The sequence below is a fragment of the Fervidobacterium nodosum Rt17-B1 genome (genome assembly GCF_000017545.1).
In the GTDB taxonomy this organism is placed as follows: Bacteria; Thermotogota; Thermotogae; order Thermotogales; family Fervidobacteriaceae; genus Fervidobacterium; species Fervidobacterium nodosum.
Map to the genome: position 1 here is coordinate 19,298 of NC_009718.1, position 23,284 is coordinate 42,581.

A 23,284-nucleotide genomic window follows, 5' to 3' on the forward strand; every position below is an offset into this window, starting at 1 on the left:
AAAAGGGGATGATGTACTTATGTGGATTTTCACGTTGATTGGAATTTTGTTTGTAGCTCTGCTTTTGGTTACATTCATTCCTATTTTAGCTCCAATATTTGTCTGGATACTTGGTATTTTAATTTTTGCTGTTATGTTGGCTCTAGCTTACGTTTTCTTTATAGCAATTGTCCCTGTAATAGCAATTGTTTTCCTTGTTTGGATTATCTATAGTGCTTTTAAAACTTGGCGAAGAAAGTAAAAAGTATATAATGTAAATTTTTTGTTAAAACCTTCCTTTCTGGTAGATATATCATTTTGCCTGCGCAGGTGAAAATTAGGTAAGATGGTATTCGATATTCCAGAAAGGAGGTTTTTTATTATGAAGAGATTATCAATAAGGTGGTTGATAGGTTATGATGAAAATAACAAACCGATTTACAGAAGACAAACAATCTCAGTAGACGATTTCTTCGACTTAGCTCATGCCCAAGCTTTTGTTAACATACTCGATAAGTACTCAAATTATACATGTGAAAGTGCACAACTTGTTACAACAGAGAATGTGGGTGATACATTATGAAAAGATTAACGCTTGTATACAGAAAATTAGAAAATGGGCAGATGAAGACTTACAGAATAAATATACCAGAACCTGTTGACAATATAAATGTGCAAGAACTTCAGCAAGATATGGAATATTTAAAAGCAATCAATGTTGTTCCTGATGGTTTTGAACCAGATGAAGCAAGAGTAACGGAAACAAATATCGAAGTTTTAATAAATCTAATAGAATAATACTCGGTTGGTGATTGGTTATGAAATGGCTTTGGGATATTTTAAAGCTTCTCATGATACTTGTTGAGCGACCTGGTGAAGGTGAGAAAAAGAAAAAAGAAGTTATTGAATTAATGGATGAACTTTACGATGAACTTAACATTCAAATACCAAGGGAAGTGTACCACTCTATAGTTAATGTTGCGATAGATTACCTTGCTTTGGTTTTATTTTAATCTGTTTTAAAATGAATTAAAAAATACCGGTAGCCTTTCTGGCTACCGGTATTTTTCTTTTTATTTCGATTTATTTTACTTCGAACCTCCAGACTGGTCCTTCCGTAACGCCACCATGTGGATCTTTTAGTGTTACATACCAATAATAAGTTCCTTTCTCATTTATGGTTATCGTTACGTTATTATTAGAAGAAATAATAGGTTCTACACTTTGGAGCAAACTTGTGGATGTGCTTACTCTAACTTCGTAAGTTAAATTATCACCATCCGGATCACTTGCATTCCAGCTAAGTGTCAGATTCCCGGTGCCTGTGATACTACCACCATCCTCAGGATTAGGATTACTTGGCCAATTTGGTGCTGTATTTTGCTTTGTGGTAAAACTCCAAGTATCGCTGTACGCGTAATTTCCGAATGAATCTTTTACCTCAACTCTCCAATAGTATGTTGTAACAGGCTTTAAACCTGATAAAGTATAAGTAAGTTCATCGGTTGTCTGGCCTGTAACTGTGGCAAAGAGAGTCATTTCATCTGCTCTTCCACAGTACACATAATAAACTAAATTCTCTTTAGGAGTTTCATTGTCTGAGCTTGCTTTCCAACGGAGTTGTATGTTGTTAAAGTTGATATTGGTCTGAGTGTTTGCTGGAGAAATAAGCAACGGGTTTGTCGGAGGCCTATCTTCGTTTGTTATTGTGAATTTCCAAATAGGACCTTCGACGGGATCGTTATATCCGTCTTTTACGATAACTTTCCAATAATATGTTGTTCCGAAATCAAACAACATAGTTGTAGAGTAAGTATTAACTTCCAAATCAGCCGCAACCAATTTCAAATCGCTTTCTGATTTTCCAATGTATAAATCGTATTTTAACTGGTCGCCATCTTCATCTGTTGCATTCCAAGAAAATCTTGGAATTCTATTGGGAAGATTGGTCGCGTTGTTCGCCGGATAGGGATTTGTTGGAGCTGTTGGCGGATTATTTTTATAAGTTTCAAATGAAAAAGTTTCACTTTTACTTGAACCGCCGTGTTTATCTAAGGCTTCTACATACCAAGTGTACCTTTGACCAATTTTAAAGAAACTTGCTAATTGGTTAAATTCCATTTCGTTATTATTATATGGGTACATCGTCCTATTTGTATTTCCGTCTGATATAACAAATCTATAGCTTACTACATCTTCATCAGGGTCAGTCGATGTAGTCCATTTGAATTTAAGAGAGTTGATTTTTGCAAGGTTAACTCTGTAATTATCTTTTGGTTCTATTAGTACTGGTTTTTGTGGAAGGGTGTTAACTTTTGTTCTAAAAGTAAATTGCTTTTCGAGCTTTTCACCATACGTATCTATAGCTTCTATGATAAGTGTGTAATCAGTAGATGGCACAAGGTCTGTTACCATATAATCAGTTACCGTTGAATTACTTAAAAGTGGTTGCCCTTTAGGTGTACCTGTTTTGAAAAGATACAGTGTATATCTTAAATCTTCGTAATCTTTATCAAACCCTTGCCAACTTAACATTAAATTGTTAAATTTAACATCTGTAGAATTTTCAAGGGGATTTTTTAGTTGAATGTTTTCTGGTGGCTCGTTTTGTTTCGTTTGAAAACTCGCCAGTGGTGATTCGACCGTACCTCCCCATTTATCTTTAGCTGTAACCTTCCAAGTGTATCTCATCTGTTGCTTTAGACTTTTAACAGTGCAAGCGTCTGTTGAAACATTTTGAGTAAAAACTGGTGTGTCTTTGCCCTCTTCATATACAGTAACTGTGAAAGTTAATTCATCATCGTTTGGATCGCTCGCTTTCCAAGTTAACGCAAGCGCACCAAACGGATGACCAGTTGTACCGTCTGGGCTTAGGGAAGAAATTGTTGGAGGAGAATTTTTTTCTGTTGTAAAGTTCCAGAGTGAGCTTGCCTTTGAGTCGTCACCACTTATTCTCACATACCACTTGTACTTTCTCTCTGGCTCTAAAAAACCTCTTGGAATTATTATTGTTACTTCCTCATTGACAGCTGTTGCAGTAGTTGTATAAACTTCTTTCCCACTCGAGTAATCTCTTATTATCAAATCATACTTTTGACCTGGAAGTGCTTTGAATTTAAATGACAAATTGTTGAAAGGCAGATTGATTGCACCATTTTGAGGTTCAAGCAAGGTTGGAGATATTTCTTTGGGTTTATTGATACACCCTTGAGTAGAAATCAATATTAAAAGAAATATGGCAAATAAATAAAAACTTTTAGCCCCCCTGAATTGCATATAATCACCTCTTTGACTATTTTTTGAATTATAATTTCGAGAATATTATAACACATAAATATTTCAATATGAAGAGATAAAAAATCGGTGGTAATTTTACCACCGATTATAATTTACCAAAATTTATTTATTAATAATCTTATAGGAGTATCACATTTTCATATTTACCTTTCGTTACGTTCTTTGTGTCAAAAATGAACGGCACATTTTTAGCTATATACTCGTAATCTATTCCTATAGTATGCCCAGACGTAATTACCGCACCGTCAATTGTCTTTAAGAATTCTTCTGTTAAATCAACTCTCTTGTAGTGTTTTCCATCGTGTGTAAATTCTGATACAAATGGGTCGTAGTAGAACACATTGGCTTTCTTCTTCTCAAGAATTTCTATAACTTTTAAGGCAGGGCTTTCTCTTAAATCGTCTATGTTGCCTTTGTAGGTGACACCTAATATAAGTATATTTGTCCCATTTAGGCATTTCTTTCGTTCATTCAATATATCTGAAAGTCTATCGACGACATAATATGGCATTCCATCAGAAATCTCGCCAGCCTGTTCTACCAACATCATGTGTAAATCATATTCTTTTGCCTTATAAACTAGGTAAAACGGGTCAATAGGAATACAATGCCCGCCTATACCAGGTCCAGGATAGAAAGGCATGTACCCAAAAGGTTTGGTAGCAGCGGCATCTATGACCTCCCAGATATTTATTCCCATTTTATTAGCTACCTTTGTCATTTCCTGAACAAGAGCTATATTTACAAGCCTGAACGTGTTTTCTAAAATTTTAGTCATCTCAGCGGCTTTTGGAGATGAAACAGGAAATACCCCAGCTTCAAGAACGCTTTCATACAATGCAACGGCATGTTTTGTACATTCAGGAGTCATACCACCAACAACTTTTGGCGTATTTCGTGTTTTGTACCTTGGATTACCAGGATCAACACGTTCAGGACTAAAAGCAAGATAAAAATCTTTACCTATTTTCAAACCGGTTTCTTCAAGTATTGGAAGTACAACTTCGTCCGTTGTTCCAGGATAAGTCGTACTTTCAAGTACAACAAGCTGCCCCTTTCTGAGCCTTTTTTTAATTTCATTTGCACTATTTATAATGTAACTTAAATCGGGTTGTTTGAATTTATCAAGTGGTGTTGGTACGCAGATACTTATGACATCGCAGTTTTTCAGTTCGTCAAAATCAGTTGTAGCTCTAAGTTTTCCTTCCGATACCAACTGTTTTAATTCGTTATCATCAACATCTCCTATGTAATTTTCACCACGATTTATCATATCAACCCTCTTTTGTTGGATGTCAAAACCAATAACCTTATAACCTGCTCTTGCTTTTTCAACCGCTAATGGCAAACCTACATATCCCATTCCAATAACACCAATTACAGCACTTTTACTTAAGATTTTTTCATACAAACTCATATAATTTTCACCTCCATTTGGTGTTAAGTTATTCATTCACTGAATGAATGATACCATATAATTTATCGGAAGTCAATTAAAAATCTTTAGTGGGGTAAAGTTAAAAAAAAATTAACAGAAAAAGTGAATTGGTATGGTATAATCATTCGATGATAATTGTAAAATTTAAATATTTTTGGGGAGGCTAAGAACTATGAAAAAAAGTTTACTTGCTTGTCTTGTGATACTTTTAGTTGTTAGTGTATTTGCGTACAAAGTGCGTGTTGGTGATACTATAGCCATTGAAGTTTTTAACCAACCATCGTTGAGTAGAACGGTTGAGGTTGCCAATGATGGTACAATCGCTTATCCATTTGCTGGGAATATTAAAGTAGAGGGTAAAACTGTTGATGAAATTAAAACCCTTATAGAACCTTATGTCAAGAATATTTTAAAAGATCCTATAATTACGGTTTATGTAGTGAGATACGCACCCATGAATATTTACATTCAAGGTGTTTTAAACAGGGTTTTTGATATTTCCCTTATACCAAATCTGACACTTTCAAAATTATTTTCATATCTTTCCATAGATAAAAATTCACCAATTGATTTTTCAAACATAACAGTTACGCGCGATGGAAAGTCTACAAAATTTGATATGATTCCGTATTTTTACGAAGGTAAGATTACGAACGATATTGTGCTGAGGGAAAGCGATATTATATACTTCCCCCCATTTAAGTATGATATGCCTATTCAAGTCACGGGAGCTTATACTCTATTAACACCTTACGAGCCAGGGATGACTTTAAAGTATCTTCTCATAAAGCTTGGAGTAATTGACAAAACAATAGCTAAAATAGAATCTTCAGTTCTTACAGTCGATGGCAAGTCACAGACGGTTAATCTTGAGGATGTAATTGCTGGAAAAGTTGATTATAAGCTTTCCGCTGGTGCTTCGTTGTATATACCTAAGAGGCAAGAGCGTTTTGTGTATGTCGTTGGGTTTGTTCCTTCAAGTGGGATTAAAACATTTTCTGTGGAAGAAGATATGAACCTTGCGCTTGCGCTTGCAAAGGCTGGAGGAATATCAAAAGAAAACGAAAAATGGGTGGAGAAGATAAGGATAACTTCCCCAAACGGTAAAGTAGAAGATTACCACCCAGCCATACTTTCCAATGCTTCTTTAGTTAAATTGGAAATAGGAAGTATAGTTGAGGTTATCAAATATCAAGAATTTAAAGTGTACCTTAAAGGAGATATTTCAACAGGAATTATTGTATTTCAACCAGATGAGTCAAAAACACTTGAAGTTTTACTTACAAAAATTGGTGGAATTAAGACATCAGAATATAAATGGATAGAATCAGTGAAAGTAAATAATAAAGCGGTCGATATATCAAAAGCTAGTGAGATTATATTAAATAACAACGATGTGGTCGAAATAAGGAGATATCCAGAGTTTAAGGTTTACTTGACTGGAGATTTTAAAACAGGGATAATTACATTTGAACCAGATGAACCAAAAACGCTGAGTGGACTTCTTACAAAAATAGGAGGAATACAAACTGACCAAATTAAGTGGATTCAATCTATAAAGATTAACGATAAAGAAGTCGACTTTAATAATCTTGATAAATACATACTTTCGAATAATGATGTAGTTAATATTAAAAAATATCCAGAATTTTATGTTTATGTTCAAGGTCTTGCAAATATAAAAGGTAAAGTTTACTTTGAACCACAAGAAGCGAAAACCTTAAAACTTCTTATTGCAAAAGTTGGTTTACCAAGCGAAGATGTTGAAAACGAAGGGAAAGCTATAATAAATAATAATCAAGAATTGAATTTGAAAGACGTGATTTACAACAATAAAGATTACGAACTTTCTCTGGGTGATATTATTCAAATTGTTTACGAACCATTTGTTGTGAATACAATAGGTACAAATGCTGGGGTTATTCAACTATCTTACAAAGAGCCTCGGACACTTGCGTATTTGGTTAAAAAGCTTGGAATTTCCCAACCTGAGAGTATAGATAGTATCACGTTGATACGTAATGGTAAAGAAATAAATTATTCTGTAAACGAAATAATATATGAGAAAGTCAACGTGCCACTTGAAAAATACGATACAGTTGTTGTAAAGCGTGCTGAAAATAACGCAGTTTATCTTACAGGAGATGTCTCAGCTTACGTAACATTTGACTATAATGAGCCAATAACAATACAAAAAATACTTGCAAAAGTTGGTTTGAACGATTTGAGAAGAATTGACAAGATAACTTTAGGAGACAAAGAAATAGATTTGAGAGAAAATAAAATTATTGATAAAGGTTCAATATTAAACGTTTCTTTGAAAAGACCGTTGTTTGTAACGGCGATGGGGTATATCAAAACAACGGGAAGAGTACAATTCGATTATTATGAAACTCCCGATTTGAAAACGCTCTTTGCTAAACTTGGCGGGCTTGTGATTGGACCTGAACTTTATTACACATCCGATAAAGTTGTTGTAATGCGTGATGGGAAAGTATTAGCACAATACGATGCTGAAAAAATTTACAAAGGAATTGAAAATGCAATGCTTGAGGATGGAGATTTTGTCTATGTAACTACCAAAGAACCGAATTATGTTTATGTATTCGGTAAAGGAGTGCAAAACGGTCTTGTTAAATTTAATGCGAGCGAAGAGTTTGATCTGAGAACACTCATTAGTAAAATCGGAGGTATAAAGGAAGGTATAAGCAATAAGATAAATATAATAGTAAACGGTGAGATAAAAACAATTCAATGGACAGAGTTAACGAATATTCAATTAGAAAATGGTGCAATACTGACATTCGATGTGGATAGAGAAAATTATATCTATCTAATAACAGCTGACGGCAAACCAAATATGATATACTCGGATAAAGCCATAACACTTTATGAATTACTTACAAAATTTGGTGTAAATAAGAATTATAGAAAATTGGAATTGCTAAGTGGTACAGAAAAAAGTACCATCGAACTTAAAGATATATCTCAGGCAAGAAGTTACAACATAAAACCAGGAGATGTTGTAAGAATTTTGGATACTCCAGAAAATTTTGCATATGTATTGGGTGAAGTCAACAAACCTGGTATAATACAACTTACCGAAAACACAACGGTATTGCAGGCGATAATTCAGGCAGGATACTTTGCTCAAAAAGCAGCACCAGCGAGTGTATGGCTTTACAAAGGTGGAGTGAATGGGAAACCTGTTAAAGTCAATTTGAGTGCAGCTATTTCAGGTGGCACACTAACGGACAATCCGATAGTTGAACCTGGTGATGTGATATACGTCCCATCAGACATATTCAAGAGCGCGCTTGAATGGATACCAATTATAAATAATCTTATAACTTTCTATAACAACGTTAGCGGATTATTTAAATAATAAATTATAAAAAAGATGATATTGGAGGTATGCAGCTATGAATTTCGAGGAATTTGAAAAGAACAACGAAGAGTTAAATTTGAAGGACATACTTATTATATTTAAAAGGAGATATAAATTAGGTGTTTTTATATTCTTGATTACAATTTTATTGAGCGCTGTTTATATATTTTTCATAGCTAAACCAGAATACGAAGTCTCGGCACTTATAAAAGTTTCAAGTGCTGGTAGTACTACTCAATTAAGTGGAACCGCCGCCTTGATTCTTGGAACATCCAACCCGCAGATTGCTGATGAACAATTTATAATGAAAAGTCGACCTGTTCTTTTTAGTGTTATCAAAGAGCAAAATTTGGTAGATTATTTTAGAAAAAAAGTTAAAAATCCGAAAAAAGCACAGAAAATAAATGAAGAGTATATTATCACTAAAATACTCGAAAAGAAAATACAAGTAGAAAATGAGAAAAATACATCACTGTTAAGAGTGTCGTTTACTTACACAGATAAAGAACTAGCTTGCAAGGTGTTGAATTCACTTATTGATAATTATTTGAAATTTACAAGACAGTTGAATAAAGATGAAAAATCGTACACAAAAGAAATTTTAGAAAAGAAAATTCCTCTATTGGAGGAGGAAATAAAGCAAATAAGCGATAAGATTCAGAAATTCAAGGAGGAAAAATCTATAGCTCCCACAGTTGAAGCCGAAGAAATGAGCAAAGGGTTAATAATTTTGTATAATGAATTGTTTGAAGCGGAAGGGAAGGTATTATCTTATGAAAAAACGATAAAATTAGTTGAGAATCAAATAAAACAAACAAAGGGGGTAATTTCAGAGTCTTCTTATACACCAGAAAGTAAAGTTATAACAGAACTCCGTGCTAAACTCATTGATTTAAATATTGAACTTTCGAGTTTGTTACAAACTTACAGTGAGTCCGCACCCGAAGTTCAAAGAGTAAAAGAAATGATTAGAAAGACAGAGGAAGCACTTGAGAAGGAAATAAAAGATAAATTAACAAACAAAATTGATAGCAGCGATCCCGTACTTTCAGAACTTTATTCTAACTTAGCGCAAGCACAACTGCAATACGAAATAAGTAAAGTGCAATATGAAGCTATCAAGAAAAAAATAGATGTTATTGAAACAAATTTAAAAAAATTTCCAGCATATGAACAAGAGTATATAAAATTGCAGAGAGATTACACGATTAAACAACAATTGTATTCTCAACTAGTACTTCAATACGAACAATATAAACTCTCCGAAGCAGGCTTGACATCTAAAATTCCAATCGTAGTTGAAGAACCAATTATACCGGAAAAACCTTCTAAGCCAGATAAAAAACTTGTCCTTGCAGTAAGTGGTGTCCTTGGGATTTTCTTAGGTATACTCGGTATCTTTCTAAGAGAGGCAAGTGACAAAGTGATAAGGGACGAAGAAGATATTAAAAGATTGTTGGCAATACAGCCTGTGATATTTACTAAGAATGAAATTACAATACTTTCAAAGTCAAATAATTCAAATTCAAAATCATTAAAAGAGCTTGCTGTAAAACTTTTTAACGAAAAGGAGCCTAAAATTGTTGGTTTCACAAATGTTTCGAACGTGGAAGTACAGTTGCCACTTAAATTTGCTGATTATATTTCAAATGCTATGTCAACAGTTTTGATAACAAAAGATAAGAAAGAAAATATATCATCATATCAAGTGCATGAAAGCTTGAGTATAATTAGTGAGCCCGCTTTAAAAGGTGTTTTAGTGGGCAAAACAGAAGAAGAATTTTCAAGAAATTTAAACAGTCTCAAGAAAGAATATGAATTTGTGGTTGTTGAATTACCCAATTACGATGATCCGAATATCTATACTGCAGCAAAACACGTAGATAAAATTGTTGTTTTAACAATCAAGGATAACACTAAAAAATATGAATTAATGGATTTAATTATGAAATTTGGAAAAATGGAAAAAGATTTAGTAATTGTTTTGGTAAAGTAAAACATAACCTTATAAAAAAGGCTTCGGTATTTTACCGAAGCCTTGTTTTTTATTTAAACTTTGATTAATTTTATTCATAATTCATTTCTATATACCTATTAGATGCATTCCATAACATATACTCATTTATTCCTAGATCTTTTAGTGCTTTAATTTGTTTTCTAATTTCACTTTCTCCGTAAGTTATATGTCCTTTAACCCACGTAGCTGTAAAAGCTTGAATCCAGGGGCGTATCTTTGCAGGAGACGGAAGGTATCTATTTCTAATTACACCACCTAACACAGAATTATATACAGTTTCATACGGATATGCGTCTGGAACTGGTAATTTGAAAGAACCATTCGCGTAATGGCTTGGATAAACCATTGGACAAATATAATCTACAACGTTCGATATAAGTTCCCATTGTTGGCCTATTCCAAGGTCATCAACAACATTTGGAACAAGTCCAAATATGTCTGCGGCTAGTGGTATATTGTAGCTTGAAAGCTCAATTTTTGATTTAAGCAAGAATTTATATATAGCTTCGAACATTGTTTCATTTCTTTGATTTCTCAAATCTACCTTGTTGCGAAGTTCCTTTGATATTTCCGGGAATCTAACGTAATCATATTGTATCTCGTCAAAACCTATTTCTGCTGCCTCTTTTGCCACTTCTATATTGTAATTCCATAACTCTCTATCGTAAGCTGAAGCCCATGGAATTTTGTAAATACCAGTGTATAATTCTCCTGTATCTTTATATATAATTGCCTTGTCTTTATGAGTACGAGCATAAGTAGGGTCTTTGAAACACACGATACGGGCTATCAAATAAATTCCCTCTGCCTTTAGTGTATTTATTATTTCTTTTAATTCTTCTTTTGAATATACGGCGAAATTGTTTGCTGCGGGTGCATGTTTATTCGCAGCTTCAGATTTAAATAACAACTGACCATCGTCACCTTTAACGTCAATTACAAAGGCATTAATATTATTTCTTTTCGCAAATCTTAAGTACTTTTCAAGTAAATTAGACTTTGTGGTTGCTGTAGAGTATGAAATGTAAATACCGCGCACATTTTTTACTCTACCATGTATTTTTTTAATAGGTTCAAACACTATATTGCTAGATGATGGTTTTATATAGCTTGAAATGTTTGTTATAAAAATACTTTTTACCCATCCTTGCTTTTCGGAAGATTCATCATCTGAATATACAATACGATTGTATGTTGTATCAGTAGCATTATATTTTTCAAGTACTTTTACGAAAGTTCCGTAACGAATTTTAGCTATCTCTTTTTTAGATTCTGGTGAATCAAATAAACTAACATTTCCAGCGTTTATAAATCCCAATTGATTAAGTGATGATATTGTCAAATTATTGTTTTTTTCTGAATATGATAAAATCTTATTAGTTGTTTCTTGTTCTTCCAATTTTGGTTCCTCATTTTTATTCAGATTATTTTTTTCAACATTTGTAACTTTCGTATCCTCTTTACTGTTCAAATTAACAATATTTGCGTTGTTTAAATTTGTTGAAGGTGATGATTCCTCTGAAAGCTCAATTTTTATTAGATTATTATTTTTATTGTCGTTTTTGATAAAAGTATTTGTAGCCTCTGTGTTAGTATTATTAGCATCATCGATAGGAACGGTTAATTGTTCAATTGTTGTTGCAGTTGCAGTTCTTATTTCTTCTTTTTCAAATTTGTTTTCTTTTTTATTTAGAGTTAAGTTTTCTTTTGATTCTTGATTTTTATTTTCGTTTATCTGCGCTTTCTTGGCAAAAGCTTTTTCCGAAAGAATATTGACTGCTATATATGAAAACAGGAGAGCAATTATTACAAGAGAAGTTACAAAAAGAATTATTGCAGTTTTTGCTATTTTTTCGGCATTTATTCTCTTCATGGTCAACTTTCCTTTCTTGCTAAGTTGGTAATTTCTATTGACGATTTTGTACCACTTTTTTTCCTGTTTTTCTTGGTTGGTCTTTTTGAACAAAATAAAAAATTCCCCCCTTTTAAGTTTAGGCTCTTTGTCAAGTAGTGGGGTGGGTATTCTGAATGCCCACCTTTTTAGCTTTTTCAAGCATACATTAAATGTTATTAATGTATATTATAGGCAATCAAATCTAAAAAAACTAATACCACTTTTGCCCACTCATATAGTGGGTTTTTAAATATTCAACTTTTTCAACTTATCTACCACAACTGTACAAAATCCTCTTCCTGAATCTTTCAAAATTCCTGTATCCAAATCCATTCCTCTTTAGTACCTTTATTTTGTTGTTAAAACCTTCTGTCATACTATTAGTATACGGAACATCAAATGCATTTACTATCTCCGAAAACCAGCTCCTAAAAACCTTTACACATCTCATAAATTCAGAAAGTCCACTTTGCTCTGCTCTCTCTATCCACTTTTTTAATACGAGTCTTGCTTCTTCAGAATTACTGCTCTTTAACACTCTCTTAAATTCTTCTTTGAGTTGATGGGCTTTCCTCAAATCTTGACTATACCAAAACATTACTTCTAATTCTTCTCTTTACTCAGGCTCAAGTTCTTCATAATTCTTCAATAATAACTTCCTACTCCTCTTAAAATATCTCCTCAAATTACTTCCTAATTCCTTTTGTACCCTTTTCCTCACATTTTCTAAAGCCCAATAAACGTATCGGGTAAAATGAAATTTGTCTATCACTATTTTAGCGTTTTTAAAATATGTTTTTGCTACCTCTACAAATGGTCTCCACATATCACAGATAAAATATTTTACTTTATCTCTACCTTTCAGCCTCTTAAAATACTCAATTAAAATATTTTGCTTTCTATCTTTCAAAATCTCGATTATTTGCCCTTTTACAGGATCTACAAATATACATTGATATTTTGCTCCACCTGCATTGCCTTTAAACTCGTCTACACATATTGCTTCAGAAGAAAACTCATCTACAGTTTGACCTGGATTTACTTTATCAAACAATCTCATAACTGTTGTCACTGAAACATTTGTGTGTTTTGCTATCTCTTTCATACTTGTTAAACTTCCAAGTTGACTTATAATATATGCTGCAAGTCTATTTGTCATCCTTTGAGATTTGCCTAAAAAACTTATGTGTTCAAAAAACTTCTTCCCACATGCTTTGCAGACATATCTTCTCTTTCTTATAATCAAATATGTTTTCTTGCCCATTATAGGTACGTCTTTTACCTTCTGTGTGTGATAATCATGTACCTTACTTGTAATATTACCACATTTAGGACATTTGTGGGGCTTTTGTACCTGACTTATGTGAAGTTCTATTTCACTTTCATTCTCATTCATTTGGTGAAGAATAATATCTTTCGATTTTAAAAGTTCAGTGATATAATTAGATTTGAGCACTTATTCTGGATGCCTCCTTTCTTTTTGAGTGTTTTTTTGTCATAAAACAGTTTTTATTATAGCAGGCATTCAGAATAAGTGCTATATTTTTTCCTTTTTACCCACCCCAATATTTATTATAGAGCCTAAGTTTATTAAACTAAGCCAAGAAATTATAACATAATTATTTATTGAATGGAAGATATTTTGATGTTTGAAATTCAAAAAAGAAAAAATAGTTGACTTTTTTCATACAGGGGTGTATAATAAATCAACCGCCAAGATTACGGCGGAAAGAAACAAAGAAACTTAGATTTTAGGAGGCGTTTTACATGAAAGGTACAGTTAAGTGGTTTGATGCAAAGAAAGGTTACGGTTTTATCACGAAAGAAGACGGCGAGGACATTTTTGTTCACTACAGCGCTATTCAAGCAGAAGGTTACAAAACACTTAAAGAGGGCGACAAGGTAGAATTTGAAGTTCAAAACGGTCAAAAAGGTCCTCAAGCAGCCAATGTTAAAGTTATAAAGTGAGCCTTGGTCGATAATAATTCAGCCCCCATTATGGGGGCTTTATTTTATTACTATTCTTTTGTTTAGTTATTCGCTTTTAGTCTCTGTAGTTGTTTTTTTGCTATCAGTTATATAGAACCCGCTTCCTTTAAAGACTATTCCTACCCTACTTATTGCTTTTGACATAGAATGTCCACATTTGGTACATGTTATATTTGGCGAGTCGTTTATACCATGAAGGTGTACTTCTTCGTTCCCACATTTTTGACAAACATATCTGTACATTGGCATATATACACACCTCCTTAATTTCTCGATTTTGTTAACCAAAGGTATTGATAAATTTCAAAAATCATATTATCTTCTTAAATAGGGGACACCCCCCAATATACTCTCAATAAGGAGGTATCCCGACATGACTAATGTCCAACTCAAATGCCCTCATTGTGGCTCTTCTAACTTCATCAAAAACGGTCATGATAAGTTCAAAAACCAAATCTTCTTTTGCAAAGACTGCAAGCGTTACTTTAAACTTTCTTTCACCAAAAAACACAAACTTTTCTCTTTCCCTTACCCTCGTTGTGTTCATTGTAACCATGTCATGGAAATTTACAAAATCCGCCGTTATTTCGTTCGTTTCAGATGCAGAAAGTGCAACTTCAAAACTTCTGTTCCACTTTCTCTTCCTCAGCCTGTGCCTTTCAACTTTCATCCTTTCAAATTCTTCCGTTTCCCTATCTATATCATTCTCAAAGCTTTCATCTTGTACTTCAAATACAACCTTTCTCTTCGTGCTATTAAAGCTTGCTTGAATATCAATGTCTCTCATGTCGCTATTTACAAATGGATTATCAAGTTATCTTCTGTTATTTCGCTTTTTGAGTTTGAGAATGTATTTAAAGTTCACGGTGATGAAACAGTTATTGTATTTCGAGACAAAAAGTACTATGTGTGGCTATTAGTTGAGCATGGTACGAATTTAATAGTAGCTTGGCATGTATCAAGATATCGTGATATGTCACAAGTTAAGATATTGTTAGATAAATACTTTAGTCAAAGAAAACAAAACACACAAATAGAGTTAATAACCGATGGACTAAAAGCGTACGAGATAGCAGTAAAACTAAATTTTGATAATGTTGAGCACAGAGAAGTAAGACTAGGTAAAAACAACGAATGTGAATCGAAATTTTCGTTATTTAAGATGTTTGTTAGAGCGAAAAGGAGCTTCAAGAAATTTAGCAACATACGGTACTATGTAAATGGTTTTTGTGTAGTAAGGAACCTATGCAAGTTATATGAGAACGAAAATGAGATGATTACAGCTTTAGCTTCCATCATCACTACTAGTTAACAGCATCAATTTCTCCAAGTTTAATTATTTCTTCTATCAAATTATAACAATAAGTGCTTATATTTTCAAGATTATTCTTAGTTAAATATTGTTTAAAATAAAGAAATTAGTGAAACAAATTATAAAACCTAGAATATCAAAATATTGTTGTTTGGTTCTTTCCATTAGTTTTTGAAACATAAAGTGCGTCGTCTGCTCTCTTTAAAAAGGTTTCAATTGTATCTTCTGGTTTTAATTGTGTTACGCCAAGACTTATTGTAACTGTGTACGGTTTTGATTTAAATTCTTCCTGAACTTTATTTCTGATTCTTTCTGCTATCGAATATGCAGCATTTATATCTGCTTCTGGAAGAAGAATCAATATTTCTTCTCCACCCATTCGGATTGGGAAGTCGCTTAATCTTATGTTTTTTAGAATAATTTCTCCTATTTTCTTTAATACTTCATCTCCTTCAGCATGTCCGTAAGTATCATTTATCTTTTTGAAATTATCAGCATCTATTGAAATTGCAGATAGAGGTATCTTGTCAGCTTTGCTTGAAACGTATAACCTTTCGATTTGAGAATTGAACACATAACGTGTTAAAAGTCCTGTTAGAGTGTCTTTTTCCAAAAGCTTTCTAACTTCTTCATTTAGCATTCGCAAACTTGCGTTTTTACTTTCAAGTTCTTTAAGATAAATATTAATTTGTTCTTTCTGCTCCAAGTAATGTTTTATAGCTCGTGATAATTCACCAATTTCATCTTTTTGGTAAACGTATCTTTCTATAACATCAGGTGTATTGTTTTGGATTGCGTATTCGATTTTTTGAAGAGGTGTCACAACTGTGTCTGTTACAAAATATGCTGACATATAAAGTAAGAAAATAAATAGGAGTATAAACATAATTGTAAATATAGATAGATTTATAAAAGTCACTTTGAAAGCTTCTGATGGTTTTTGAGCTACAATGTATCCTATGATTTTATTCTGTGAGTTTTTCAATGGTTTTGAGTAAGTCAAAGTTATTCCGAATGGTTTTAAAGTTTTTTTTGGATCAGTTTCAAAAGTAATTTTTGATGCTGTTAATCTTTCCAACTCTAATAGTCTTTCAATGTTTATGAACCTTCCTAAAAGTATTGTACCAATTCTTCGTTTTTGTGTTTCACTATCTTTTTTTAATATAGGATATGCGTAATACTCAAATGGGAATAGTAAACTTTCTGAAAGTTCATATGAGTGAACAAAATCATTATTTTTCTGAAAATTCAGAGTTAATAAGAAGCTATGTAGAATTTTGTTTTCACAGTTTATATAAACCGATTTTTCATTTGAGTAAATAGCTACGAAATCTACATCTTGACTTAAGATAAGAGATTTAAATATATTATCTAGCTGTTTTTGGTCATTTTCCATTGTTATAAAACTAATTATTTTTTCATTCTTAGAATACTCTTCTGCTAAAATTTCAAGTTTTTCTGAATTTAGTTGAATTATAGAATCGATGGTAGAAGAGTAAAAGTGATTATCAATTTCGACACTTCTTTTCAAATTTCTTAAGGTAATGAAACTAAATAAAATCAGGACGAAAAAGAATATAATCAAAGAACTAGTAAAGATTCTTTTAATTCTTTGGTTTATAAGTATTCTTTCTTCTTTCATCTGATTTTTCCCCCTGAATAATCTTTGAAGATGAATTTTTACATTAGAAATTATATCATTTGACTTGACAACTTACAAAGTTTATTTTAAAATATCAAGCGAAGTGTTGAAAGATTATAATTCTAAACAAACTTTAGAATCACAGCTAATTAAAGTTCCGGCGTAGCTCAACCGGCAGAGCGGGTGGCTGTTAACCACTAGGTTGGGGGTTCGAGTCCCTCCGCCGGAGCCAATAAGTAAATGAAAATGTAGTGCTTAGCACTCCATTTATTTTTCAACATGTAATTTTTTAAGCTCTAAAAGTTTTTCGAGGTTTTCTCCTTTTATTTTCTTTAAATCTCCTTCATTTGGAACAAGGGAAATAGAAATTGGCCCGTGAGATATTCTTTTTAATTCTAATACGTTATGACCTATGGAACTAAAAAGTCTTTTTATCTCGTGTTTTTTCCCTTTTATTAATTCTACTCTTACAATTGAATATTCAGAACTTTTCTCAATTATTTTAAAATGTTCTAACTTTAAGAATTCTCCTTTATCATATATACCTTTTTTCAATTTTACTAATTCCTCAGCGCTAACAACACTTTTGACTTTAACAATGTATTCTTTTTTTACTCTATATTTTGCGTTTGTGAGAATGTCTATTAATTCGCCATCGTTTGTTAGGATTAACACACCAGTTGCATCTTTATCAAGTCTTCCTGCGGGTTTCAAAGGTGTTTTAATATGTTTAATAAGTTCTCCTATAGTCTTTTTTTGCTTTGGGTCGAATAGAGTCGTCACGTAATCTTTTGGTTTATGGAGAACATAATACTCAAATTGATTTGGTTTTAAAATTTTTCCGTCTACCAAAACATTATCATCCTCGTTTACTTCAAACCAGGGTTCATCTACAGTTTTACCGTTCACGATCACTCTTTTTGATGTTATGTATTCATCGGCTTTTCTTCTTGCAAAACCACACAACTGTAAGTACTTTTGTAGTTTAATATTCTCATCTCCTTTCAATGATATTTTATCATGAAAAAATACTGAAAGTGTTGAAAAAATATATTTAGAATTCAAAATTAATTTGAAAGTTTTATAGCAAGGAGGAAGAATATGATTAGAAAACTTGCAAAAGATTTCTTATTTTGGATGCTATTTTTAATGTATTTGATAAGTTACAATATTTACTCAAAATTTGGTATCTATGTATTTAAAATTATCGGTCTTTTATCTATAGGAGGTCTTGTTGGATACATTACGAATGTGCTTGCAATCTGGATGCTATTTAATCCAAAAAGGAAAATTTTAGGATTTCAGGGAGTGATACCTAAAAAGAGAGATGAAATCGCAGAAAGTGCTTCAAAGATAATTGAAGATGAATTTATAAATCCAAAATCATTAAGAGAGTTTATAGAAAAAAACAAAGAAGATTTTGTGAATTCGATAATTGCTTTTTTAAATTCTAAGGATATTGTTATTCCACCAATAAAAAGTCTAACGAATAATATGAATTTAGAAAAGGAAATTACAGATTTTGTACTTGATAAAATTAACGAAGAGAAATTATGGAATCTGATAAAAGAGAGAAAACTTTCAGATACAAATATTAATCTTTCAGAAATTATCATCAACAATATTGACAATTTTTTAGATGATTCATTAAAGGAAAAAATTAAAAATTTATTGCTTTCTAAGGTAAAAATCCTTTTCATTCCAGTTGGTTCATTTTTTGAACCGTTAACAGATAGATTCTTTGACGAATTAAAAAACGATATTCAACGAAGAGGAGAAATTTACAATAACCTAAAACAAATGATTGAGCAAAACTTATACAACAAAAAAATTCAAGAAATTATTACATTTGATCAATTTGAAGAAATTGTACAAAAAGTTAAACTTGGTGTTTTCAATATCACTTCAGAAAAGCTTAAGGAATTGTTGGAAAAAGAAATTAACATAAAAAGTTTGTTTAGTTATTTTGGCTTAGACATAAATAAAACTTTGATTTATCTTATCGAAAAATACGAAAATCAGATAATTGATTCATTCGAGAAGTTCTTTGAAAAGATATCTTTCAAAGAGATAATAAGAGAGAAAATACAAAGTTACACATTAGAAGAGATGGAAGAAGTTACATTAAAACTTGCAAAAAGAGAATTGAGATACGTAGAAATATTTGGAATACCTTTAGGAATGCTTATCAGCATTTTCCAGATAATTTTTTAAGGTTTGAAACTAAATATAACGAGTATTGACATTTTCTCGTGTTGTGATATATTCTATATCGATATATAAGTTCTGAATATGTTTTAAATAAATATGTTCTTGACAAAAAAGAAAAATATGTTATAATAAATAATGGATTCAGCAAGTTCCGGCGTAGCTCAACCGGCAGAGCGGGTGGCTGTTAACCACTAGGTTGGGGGTTCGAGTCCCTCCGCCGGAGCCAATAGAATAAAAAATAAAAGAGCGGTTTTCAAACCGCTCTTTTTGTTTATATAACTAATTATATCATACTTCCTTCACTGAACATGGAAATATCCTCGCCCGTAAGTTTTTCTGAGAGTTTTCTTAAGTGTTCTTTTTCTTCTTTTATGATTTCTTCAACAGGTTTTGGATCTGGAACGATTAACCTTAGTTCGTTATAGTAAATGATAGAATCTTTCTCAACCTCGATAGCTTTTCTAATTGCTGCAACAAGAGTTTCCGGCATTTGCTCATTTTCGATTTCTGGGAATATGAAAGCTTTAGCATAGGTTTCCGCATATCCTGAAACTTCTTCATTTTGCCATGTTGCAAAATTAGAATCGTTTTCGTATTTTTTCATGATTTCTTCAAACCTTTTTGCATGGTCTCTTTCTTGGTTAGCTAATTCTTGAAACAATGTTTTTAAATTTCCCGAAGCTTTTTCAGCGAGCTTTGAATAATAAGAGTAACCTGTGCTTTCAACCTTTACCGCTATTGAGAGTAATTCCTTACCTGTCATGTTTGCACCTCCTCAAAATATGGAGATAATGTTAACTAAAAGTATTGAAACTTTCCAAAAACCGCATTATCCTTATAAAGAGGGGACACCCCCCAACCAACTCTCGACAAAGGAGGTATCCCGATATGAACAACTCAACGCTCTCTTGTCCAAAATGCGGTTCCACCAGCTTATACAAAAACGGTCATGACAAATACGGTAACCAACAATTCCTTTGCAAACTCTGCCATCATTCTTTCAAACTCTCCCATTCTCAAAAACGCAAAAACTTCCCTTTCCCTTATCCCAAATGCACTTCTTGTGGTAAATCTATGCAAATTTACAAAGTCCGTCGCTCTTTCGTTGTCTTCCGTTGTAGAGCTTGTCGTACCAAAGATAGAGTACCTTTTAACCTCCCCGAACCAGTCACCCTTATTCCTGAGAAATTTAAATATTTCCGCTTCCCTATCTTTTTCGTCTTAAAGGCTTTTGTTTTGTATATGAAACACAATATGTCTTATCGCTCTCTTGCTCATTCTCTTAATATCAAAGTATCTCATGTCACCATATACAAATGGGTTATTAAATTGTGTACTTTATTCTCTGTACTTTTTCCAACATTTACCATCGAAAATGTTTTCTCAGTTCATGCTGATGAAACTGTTCTTGTGTTCAAAGAACAAAAGTACTATGTTTGGCTATTAGTTGATCACGAAACTAACTTAATTCTTTGTTGGCATGTCTCAAAGTATCGTGATATGGGACAAGTCAAAGTATTGCTCGAGAAGTTCTTTGGTAATTCAAAACCTAGAAACATTGAACTTATTACTGATGGACTTGGTGCATATGAAAGTGCAGTAAAGCTGTTGTTCAGAAATATCAATCACGTAGTGGTACCGCTCGGTAAAAACAATCAATGTGAATCTAAGTTTTCATTGTTGAAAGACTTTTTCCGACTCAAGCGAGGGCTGAAGAATACGAAGAACTTAGCGAAATATATTCAAGGATTTTGTGTAGTGAAGAATCTTTGGAAAACGCACAATGGCAATATCAATCGCATTCTTTCACAATTACACTCTTTCATCACTACAAGTTAACACTATCAATATGGATGATGTGAAAAATTACACATAATATGAATACATAATTTATTATATCATATTCTAATATATTTTTTCCAATTTTTCATTTGAATATGTGGTTTATCAGGAAAATTTTTCCAACGACCCCCCCATTCAAGACCAAATGTTTCAGCAATTTTTCCACATTTTTCCCATATCTTGTCGTTATTCCAGACAACTTTTCCGTTTATTATAGGAACAAAATCAAATGCCAATCCATAACAATGTGGAGAGTTTTTTAAGTAAGTGACTATTTTGTTTTCTGATTGGGTTATTGGTTTCAATTTTGCTCTCTTTCGTGCTTCGTTGACAACTTCTAAAGGTGCTCTCCCCTGGAGATAGAGTGCATACTGCTCTTCTTTCGTTCGTAGAGTATTGTATATTTTTACCTGGATGCCTTGTCTTTGACATTCCGAAAGAAATTTGTAAACTAATTTTTTAAATGATGTTTCAAGTTTTTCTAAATTGTTTTCCATGTTATCACCCCTGTAATAATATATCTACAGCATTTGTGTGATATAATAAAATAAAATTCTATTTTTCTTATTTAATCCTAAGCTGGGGAGGGAATTTTGATGGAACATTACGGTTGGTTAAGCTTATTACCGCCAGTATTAACAGTAGTACTTGCTCTTTTAACGAAAGAAGTTGTATTTTCACTTTTTACTGGTGTTTTTGTTGGTTATCTCATAGTTAACAACTGGAATCCTATAACAGCTCTTATTGGTGCAACAGATGGTATTGCGAATTCCTTAAACGATAGTTGGAATATAAGAATAGTTTTGTTCTGTGCCTTGCTTGGTGCATTTGTTGGTTTGATGCAAGCAACAGGTGCGGCAAATGCTTTTGGACGTTGGATGGCTTCAAAAGTTAAGAGTAGAGTTGGAACGCTTATCATTACGTGGTTATTTGGTATTTTTATATTTATCGATGATTATTTCAATTCACTTACTATTGGTACAGTTATGAGACCTGTGACTGATGAACAAAAAATTTCACGTGCGAAACTTGCGTATATCCTTGATTCAACAGCGGCACCTGTGAGTGTTCTCGCACCAATTTCAAGTTGGGTTGTTACAATTATGAGTATTATTAAAAGTTCTGATGGCTTTAGCAAACTTGGCGTCAGTTAATTTACATTTTTCATTATGCTTATACCAATTAATCTCTATGCGATTTTAGCGATATTAATGGTTCTACAGACAACTTTGAGAAAAGATTTTGGACCAATGTATCTGAGTGAGGAAAGAGCAATTAAAGGGTTAGGTTTATATAATGAGAAGTATGGACAACCAACTGGAGAGATTAAAGAAGGAATCGTTGTTAAAGAAAGAGCAAAGGCGATAGATATGATCCTTCCTATTTTAGTTTTAGTTGGTCTTGCGGTGATTTTCTTCCCTATAACAACATATCTTGGCGCAATTGATGGAGAGAATATTCATAACTTTAAAGAGGCTGTTCAATCAATGACTTTAAAAGAAGCATTTAACAACAAGGATGCATCAAAAGCTTTATTTTATGCCTCTCTTTTTACAATTGTCTTTTCTTCCATTTACTTTATGATTAGAGGACTTTTGACAATTCAAAAGGTTGGAGAAGCTATTATAGTTGGTATAAAATCTATGGTTCCTGCATTGGTTATTCTTACGCTTGCTTGGACAATTGGTAGTGTTATTAAGACACCAGCAACGGAAGGTGGATTGGGCCTTTCAAAATTCCTTGCAGAAGTTGTTACTGAGGGTGGTTTTCCAATGTGGGCTTTGCCTGTTACTGTATTTCTTATATCAGCTGCTATATCTTTCTCTACAGGCACAAGTTGGGGGACGTTCTCTATAATGATTCCAATTACATTCCCAATTGCTATAGCCTTGGCTGAAAAGACAGGTGCAAGTCTTATGAACACTGCATTAGTCTCAATAGGTGCAGCAATAGGTGGGGCAATATTTGGTGACCATTGTTCTCCAATTTCTGATACAACAATTCTCTCTTCAACGGGAGCTTCTTGCCCACACCTTGAACATGTGGCAACACAAATTCCTTACGCTGTATTTGTAATGCTTGTCTCTGCTGTTGGATATCTCGTCGCTGGTATTTTTGATAACGTTATAGCTGGTCTTATTTCATCTCTCGTAGTCTTCTTCATAGCTTACGAAATAGTTTCTAAATATTGGAAACCAAAAGAAATTAAATAAATAGATTTTATAATGTAAAAGAGCCTCGGGATTCTCCGAGGCTCTTTTGCATTTATATATAC

20 protein-coding genes, 2 tRNA genes and 1 pseudogene are annotated in these 23,284 nt (G+C 32.7%); 14 read left to right on the forward strand and 9 right to left on the reverse strand.

Annotation, left to right across the window (positions count from 1 at the left end; all coding sequences use genetic code 11):
* Nucleotides 1–19 precede the first annotated feature (19 nt).
* From FNOD_RS00105 to FNOD_RS00120, 4 genes are all read left to right on the forward strand, one after another.
* Entirely contained in the window at nt 20–241 is a 222-nt protein-coding gene (locus FNOD_RS00105; protein ID WP_041256717.1) for a hypothetical protein, read from the forward strand.
* Nucleotides 242–361: 120 nt separating this feature from the next.
* The gene (locus FNOD_RS00110) at nt 362–562 is read left to right on the forward strand and encodes a DUF1659 domain-containing protein (protein WP_041256718.1); all 201 of its coding nucleotides are present in this window, start codon (nt 362–364) and stop codon (nt 560–562) included.
* Nucleotides 559–777 (forward strand): DUF2922 domain-containing protein, encoded by a 219-nt coding sequence (locus tag FNOD_RS00115; protein ID WP_011993216.1) that lies wholly within the window; start codon nt 559–561, stop codon nt 775–777. Before FNOD_RS00110 ends, FNOD_RS00115 begins: the two co-directional genes overlap by 4 nt.
* 20 nt (nt 778–797) lie before the next feature.
* On the forward strand, nt 798–992 hold the full coding sequence (locus FNOD_RS00120) for a hypothetical protein (RefSeq protein WP_011993217.1): 195 nt from the start codon (nt 798–800) through the stop codon (nt 990–992).
* A 70-nt stretch (nt 993–1,062) separates the two neighbouring features.
* Here the strand turns inward: FNOD_RS00120 and FNOD_RS00125 are convergent, their stop codons facing one another.
* Together FNOD_RS00125 and FNOD_RS00130 are read right to left on the reverse strand one after the other, a co-directional pair.
* Complete coding sequence (locus FNOD_RS00125) at nt 1,063–3,255, reverse strand: fibronectin type III domain-containing protein (RefSeq protein ID WP_011993218.1); 2,193 nt, start codon at nt 3,253–3,255, stop codon at nt 1,063–1,065.
* 139 nt (nt 3,256–3,394) lie between these two features.
* Nucleotides 3,395–4,693 (reverse strand): nucleotide sugar dehydrogenase, encoded by a 1,299-nt coding sequence (locus FNOD_RS00130; RefSeq protein ID WP_011993219.1) that lies wholly within the window; start codon nt 4,691–4,693, stop codon nt 3,395–3,397.
* A gap of 193 nt (nt 4,694–4,886) precedes the next feature.
* Here FNOD_RS00130 and FNOD_RS00135 point away from each other — a divergent pair, with 193 nt between their 5' ends.
* A complete protein-coding gene (locus tag FNOD_RS00135; RefSeq protein ID WP_011993220.1) occupies nt 4,887–8,099 on the forward strand; it encodes a polysaccharide biosynthesis/export family protein in 3,213 nt (1,070 codons plus the stop codon).
* Between the two features lie 37 nt (nt 8,100–8,136).
* Entirely contained in the window at nt 8,137–10,098 is a 1,962-nt protein-coding gene (locus FNOD_RS00140) for a GumC family protein (protein ID WP_011993221.1), read from the forward strand.
* A 70-nt stretch (nt 10,099–10,168) separates the two neighbouring features.
* On the opposite strand, the gene FNOD_RS09310 is transcribed toward FNOD_RS00140, so the two are convergent.
* Together FNOD_RS09310 and FNOD_RS00155 are read right to left on the reverse strand one after the other, a co-directional pair.
* Complete coding sequence (locus tag FNOD_RS09310; RefSeq protein ID WP_049750976.1) at nt 10,169–12,085, reverse strand: putative glycoside hydrolase; 1,917 nt, start codon at nt 12,083–12,085, stop codon at nt 10,169–10,171.
* Nucleotides 12,086–12,281: 196 nt separating this feature from the next.
* Nucleotides 12,282–13,469, reverse strand: a pseudogene (locus FNOD_RS00155) (ISL3 family transposase).
* A gap of 311 nt (nt 13,470–13,780) precedes the next feature.
* On the opposite strand from FNOD_RS00155, the gene FNOD_RS00160 reads away from it, so the two are divergent.
* Nucleotides 13,781–13,981 (forward strand): cold shock domain-containing protein, encoded by a 201-nt coding sequence (locus FNOD_RS00160; RefSeq protein WP_011993223.1) that lies wholly within the window; start codon nt 13,781–13,783, stop codon nt 13,979–13,981.
* A 66-nt stretch (nt 13,982–14,047) separates the two neighbouring features.
* On the opposite strand, the gene FNOD_RS00165 is transcribed toward FNOD_RS00160, so the two are convergent.
* Nucleotides 14,048–14,251: an FmdB family zinc ribbon protein gene (locus FNOD_RS00165; protein WP_011993224.1), complete on the reverse strand. Its 204-nt coding sequence runs from the start codon at nt 14,249–14,251 to the stop codon at nt 14,048–14,050.
* Between the two features lie 124 nt (nt 14,252–14,375).
* On the opposite strand from FNOD_RS00165, the gene FNOD_RS09625 reads away from it, so the two are divergent.
* Nucleotides 14,376–15,314, forward strand: a complete 939-nt coding sequence (locus tag FNOD_RS09625; RefSeq protein ID WP_011993225.1) for a DDE-type integrase/transposase/recombinase — start codon at nt 14,376–14,378, stop codon at nt 15,312–15,314.
* A 136-nt stretch (nt 15,315–15,450) separates the two neighbouring features.
* On the opposite strand, the gene FNOD_RS09315 is transcribed toward FNOD_RS09625, so the two are convergent.
* A complete protein-coding gene (locus tag FNOD_RS09315; RefSeq protein ID WP_011993226.1) occupies nt 15,451–16,956 on the reverse strand; it encodes a sensor domain-containing diguanylate cyclase in 1,506 nt (501 codons plus the stop codon).
* Between the two features lie 156 nt (nt 16,957–17,112).
* Between FNOD_RS09315 and FNOD_RS00180 the strand changes: the two genes are divergently transcribed.
* Nucleotides 17,113–17,188: transfer RNA gene (locus tag FNOD_RS00180), tRNA-Asn, on the forward strand.
* 35 nt (nt 17,189–17,223) lie between these two features.
* Here the strand turns inward: FNOD_RS00180 and FNOD_RS00185 are convergent.
* A complete protein-coding gene (locus FNOD_RS00185) occupies nt 17,224–17,964 on the reverse strand; it encodes a pseudouridine synthase (RefSeq protein ID WP_041256719.1) in 741 nt (246 codons plus the stop codon).
* Between the two features lie 93 nt (nt 17,965–18,057).
* Between FNOD_RS00185 and FNOD_RS00190 the strand changes: the two genes are divergently transcribed.
* Together FNOD_RS00190 and FNOD_RS00195 are read left to right on the forward strand one after the other, a co-directional pair.
* Complete coding sequence (locus FNOD_RS00190) at nt 18,058–19,170, forward strand: DUF445 family protein (RefSeq protein ID WP_011993228.1); 1,113 nt, start codon at nt 18,058–18,060, stop codon at nt 19,168–19,170.
* A 147-nt stretch (nt 19,171–19,317) separates the two neighbouring features.
* Nucleotides 19,318–19,393 (forward strand) — tRNA-Asn (locus FNOD_RS00195).
* Between the two features lie 57 nt (nt 19,394–19,450).
* Here the strand turns inward: FNOD_RS00195 and FNOD_RS00200 are convergent.
* Nucleotides 19,451–19,930, reverse strand: coding sequence for a ferritin-like domain-containing protein (locus FNOD_RS00200; protein ID WP_011993229.1), 480 nt, complete (start codon nt 19,928–19,930; stop codon nt 19,451–19,453).
* 125 nt (nt 19,931–20,055) lie between these two features.
* Between FNOD_RS00200 and FNOD_RS09630 the strand changes: the two genes are divergently transcribed.
* Nucleotides 20,056–21,006 (forward strand): DDE-type integrase/transposase/recombinase, encoded by a 951-nt coding sequence (locus FNOD_RS09630; RefSeq protein WP_011993230.1) that lies wholly within the window; start codon nt 20,056–20,058, stop codon nt 21,004–21,006.
* Nucleotides 21,007–21,065: 59 nt separating this feature from the next.
* Here the strand turns inward: FNOD_RS09630 and FNOD_RS00210 are convergent, their stop codons facing one another.
* Nucleotides 21,066–21,506: a M15 family metallopeptidase gene (locus FNOD_RS00210; RefSeq protein WP_011993231.1), complete on the reverse strand. Its 441-nt coding sequence runs from the start codon at nt 21,504–21,506 to the stop codon at nt 21,066–21,068.
* A 99-nt stretch (nt 21,507–21,605) separates the two neighbouring features.
* Here FNOD_RS00210 and FNOD_RS09745 point away from each other — a divergent pair, with 99 nt between their 5' ends.
* Complete coding sequence (locus FNOD_RS09745) at nt 21,606–22,163, forward strand: Na+/H+ antiporter NhaC family protein (protein ID WP_202965504.1); 558 nt, start codon at nt 21,606–21,608, stop codon at nt 22,161–22,163.
* Between the two features lie 15 nt (nt 22,164–22,178).
* On the forward strand, nt 22,179–23,222 hold the full coding sequence (locus FNOD_RS09750; RefSeq protein ID WP_202965505.1) for a Na+/H+ antiporter NhaC family protein: 1,044 nt from the start codon (nt 22,179–22,181) through the stop codon (nt 23,220–23,222).
* Nucleotides 23,223–23,284 lie beyond the last annotated feature (62 nt).

Bases quoted from the DNA above. Each gene is read 5' to 3' on its own strand.
- FNOD_RS00140 (WP_011993221.1), top strand. From the start codon at position 8,137: ATGAATTTCGAGGAATTTGAAAAGAACAACGAAGAGTTAAATTTGAAG.
- FNOD_RS00125 (WP_011993218.1), bottom strand. From the start codon at position 3,255: ATGCAATTCAGGGGGGCTAAAAGTTTTTATTTATTTGCCATATTTCTT.
- FNOD_RS00130 (WP_011993219.1), bottom strand. From the start codon at position 4,693: ATGAGTTTGTATGAAAAAATCTTAAGTAAAAGTGCTGTAATTGGTGTT.
- FNOD_RS00210 (WP_011993231.1), bottom strand. From the start codon at position 21,506: ATGGAAAACAATTTAGAAAAACTTGAAACATCATTTAAAAAATTAGTT.
- FNOD_RS00190 (WP_011993228.1), top strand. From the start codon at position 18,058: ATGATTAGAAAACTTGCAAAAGATTTCTTATTTTGGATGCTATTTTTA.
- FNOD_RS09750 (WP_202965505.1), top strand. From the start codon at position 22,179: ATGCTTATACCAATTAATCTCTATGCGATTTTAGCGATATTAATGGTT.
- FNOD_RS00120 (WP_011993217.1), top strand. From the start codon at position 798: ATGAAATGGCTTTGGGATATTTTAAAGCTTCTCATGATACTTGTTGAG.
- FNOD_RS09630 (WP_011993230.1), top strand. From the start codon at position 20,056: ATGAACAACTCAACGCTCTCTTGTCCAAAATGCGGTTCCACCAGCTTA.
- FNOD_RS00105 (WP_041256717.1), top strand. From the start codon at position 20: ATGTGGATTTTCACGTTGATTGGAATTTTGTTTGTAGCTCTGCTTTTG.
- FNOD_RS00160 (WP_011993223.1), top strand. From the start codon at position 13,781: ATGAAAGGTACAGTTAAGTGGTTTGATGCAAAGAAAGGTTACGGTTTT.
- FNOD_RS00135 (WP_011993220.1), top strand. From the start codon at position 4,887: ATGAAAAAAAGTTTACTTGCTTGTCTTGTGATACTTTTAGTTGTTAGT.
- FNOD_RS09625 (WP_011993225.1), top strand. From the start codon at position 14,376: ATGACTAATGTCCAACTCAAATGCCCTCATTGTGGCTCTTCTAACTTC.
- FNOD_RS09745 (WP_202965504.1), top strand. From the start codon at position 21,606: ATGGAACATTACGGTTGGTTAAGCTTATTACCGCCAGTATTAACAGTA.
- FNOD_RS00110 (WP_041256718.1), top strand. From the start codon at position 362: ATGAAGAGATTATCAATAAGGTGGTTGATAGGTTATGATGAAAATAAC.
- FNOD_RS00115 (WP_011993216.1), top strand. From the start codon at position 559: ATGAAAAGATTAACGCTTGTATACAGAAAATTAGAAAATGGGCAGATG.
- FNOD_RS00200 (WP_011993229.1), bottom strand. From the start codon at position 19,930: ATGACAGGTAAGGAATTACTCTCAATAGCGGTAAAGGTTGAAAGCACA.
- FNOD_RS00165 (WP_011993224.1), bottom strand. From the start codon at position 14,251: ATGCCAATGTACAGATATGTTTGTCAAAAATGTGGGAACGAAGAAGTA.
- FNOD_RS09315 (WP_011993226.1), bottom strand. From the start codon at position 16,956: ATGAAAGAAGAAAGAATACTTATAAACCAAAGAATTAAAAGAATCTTT.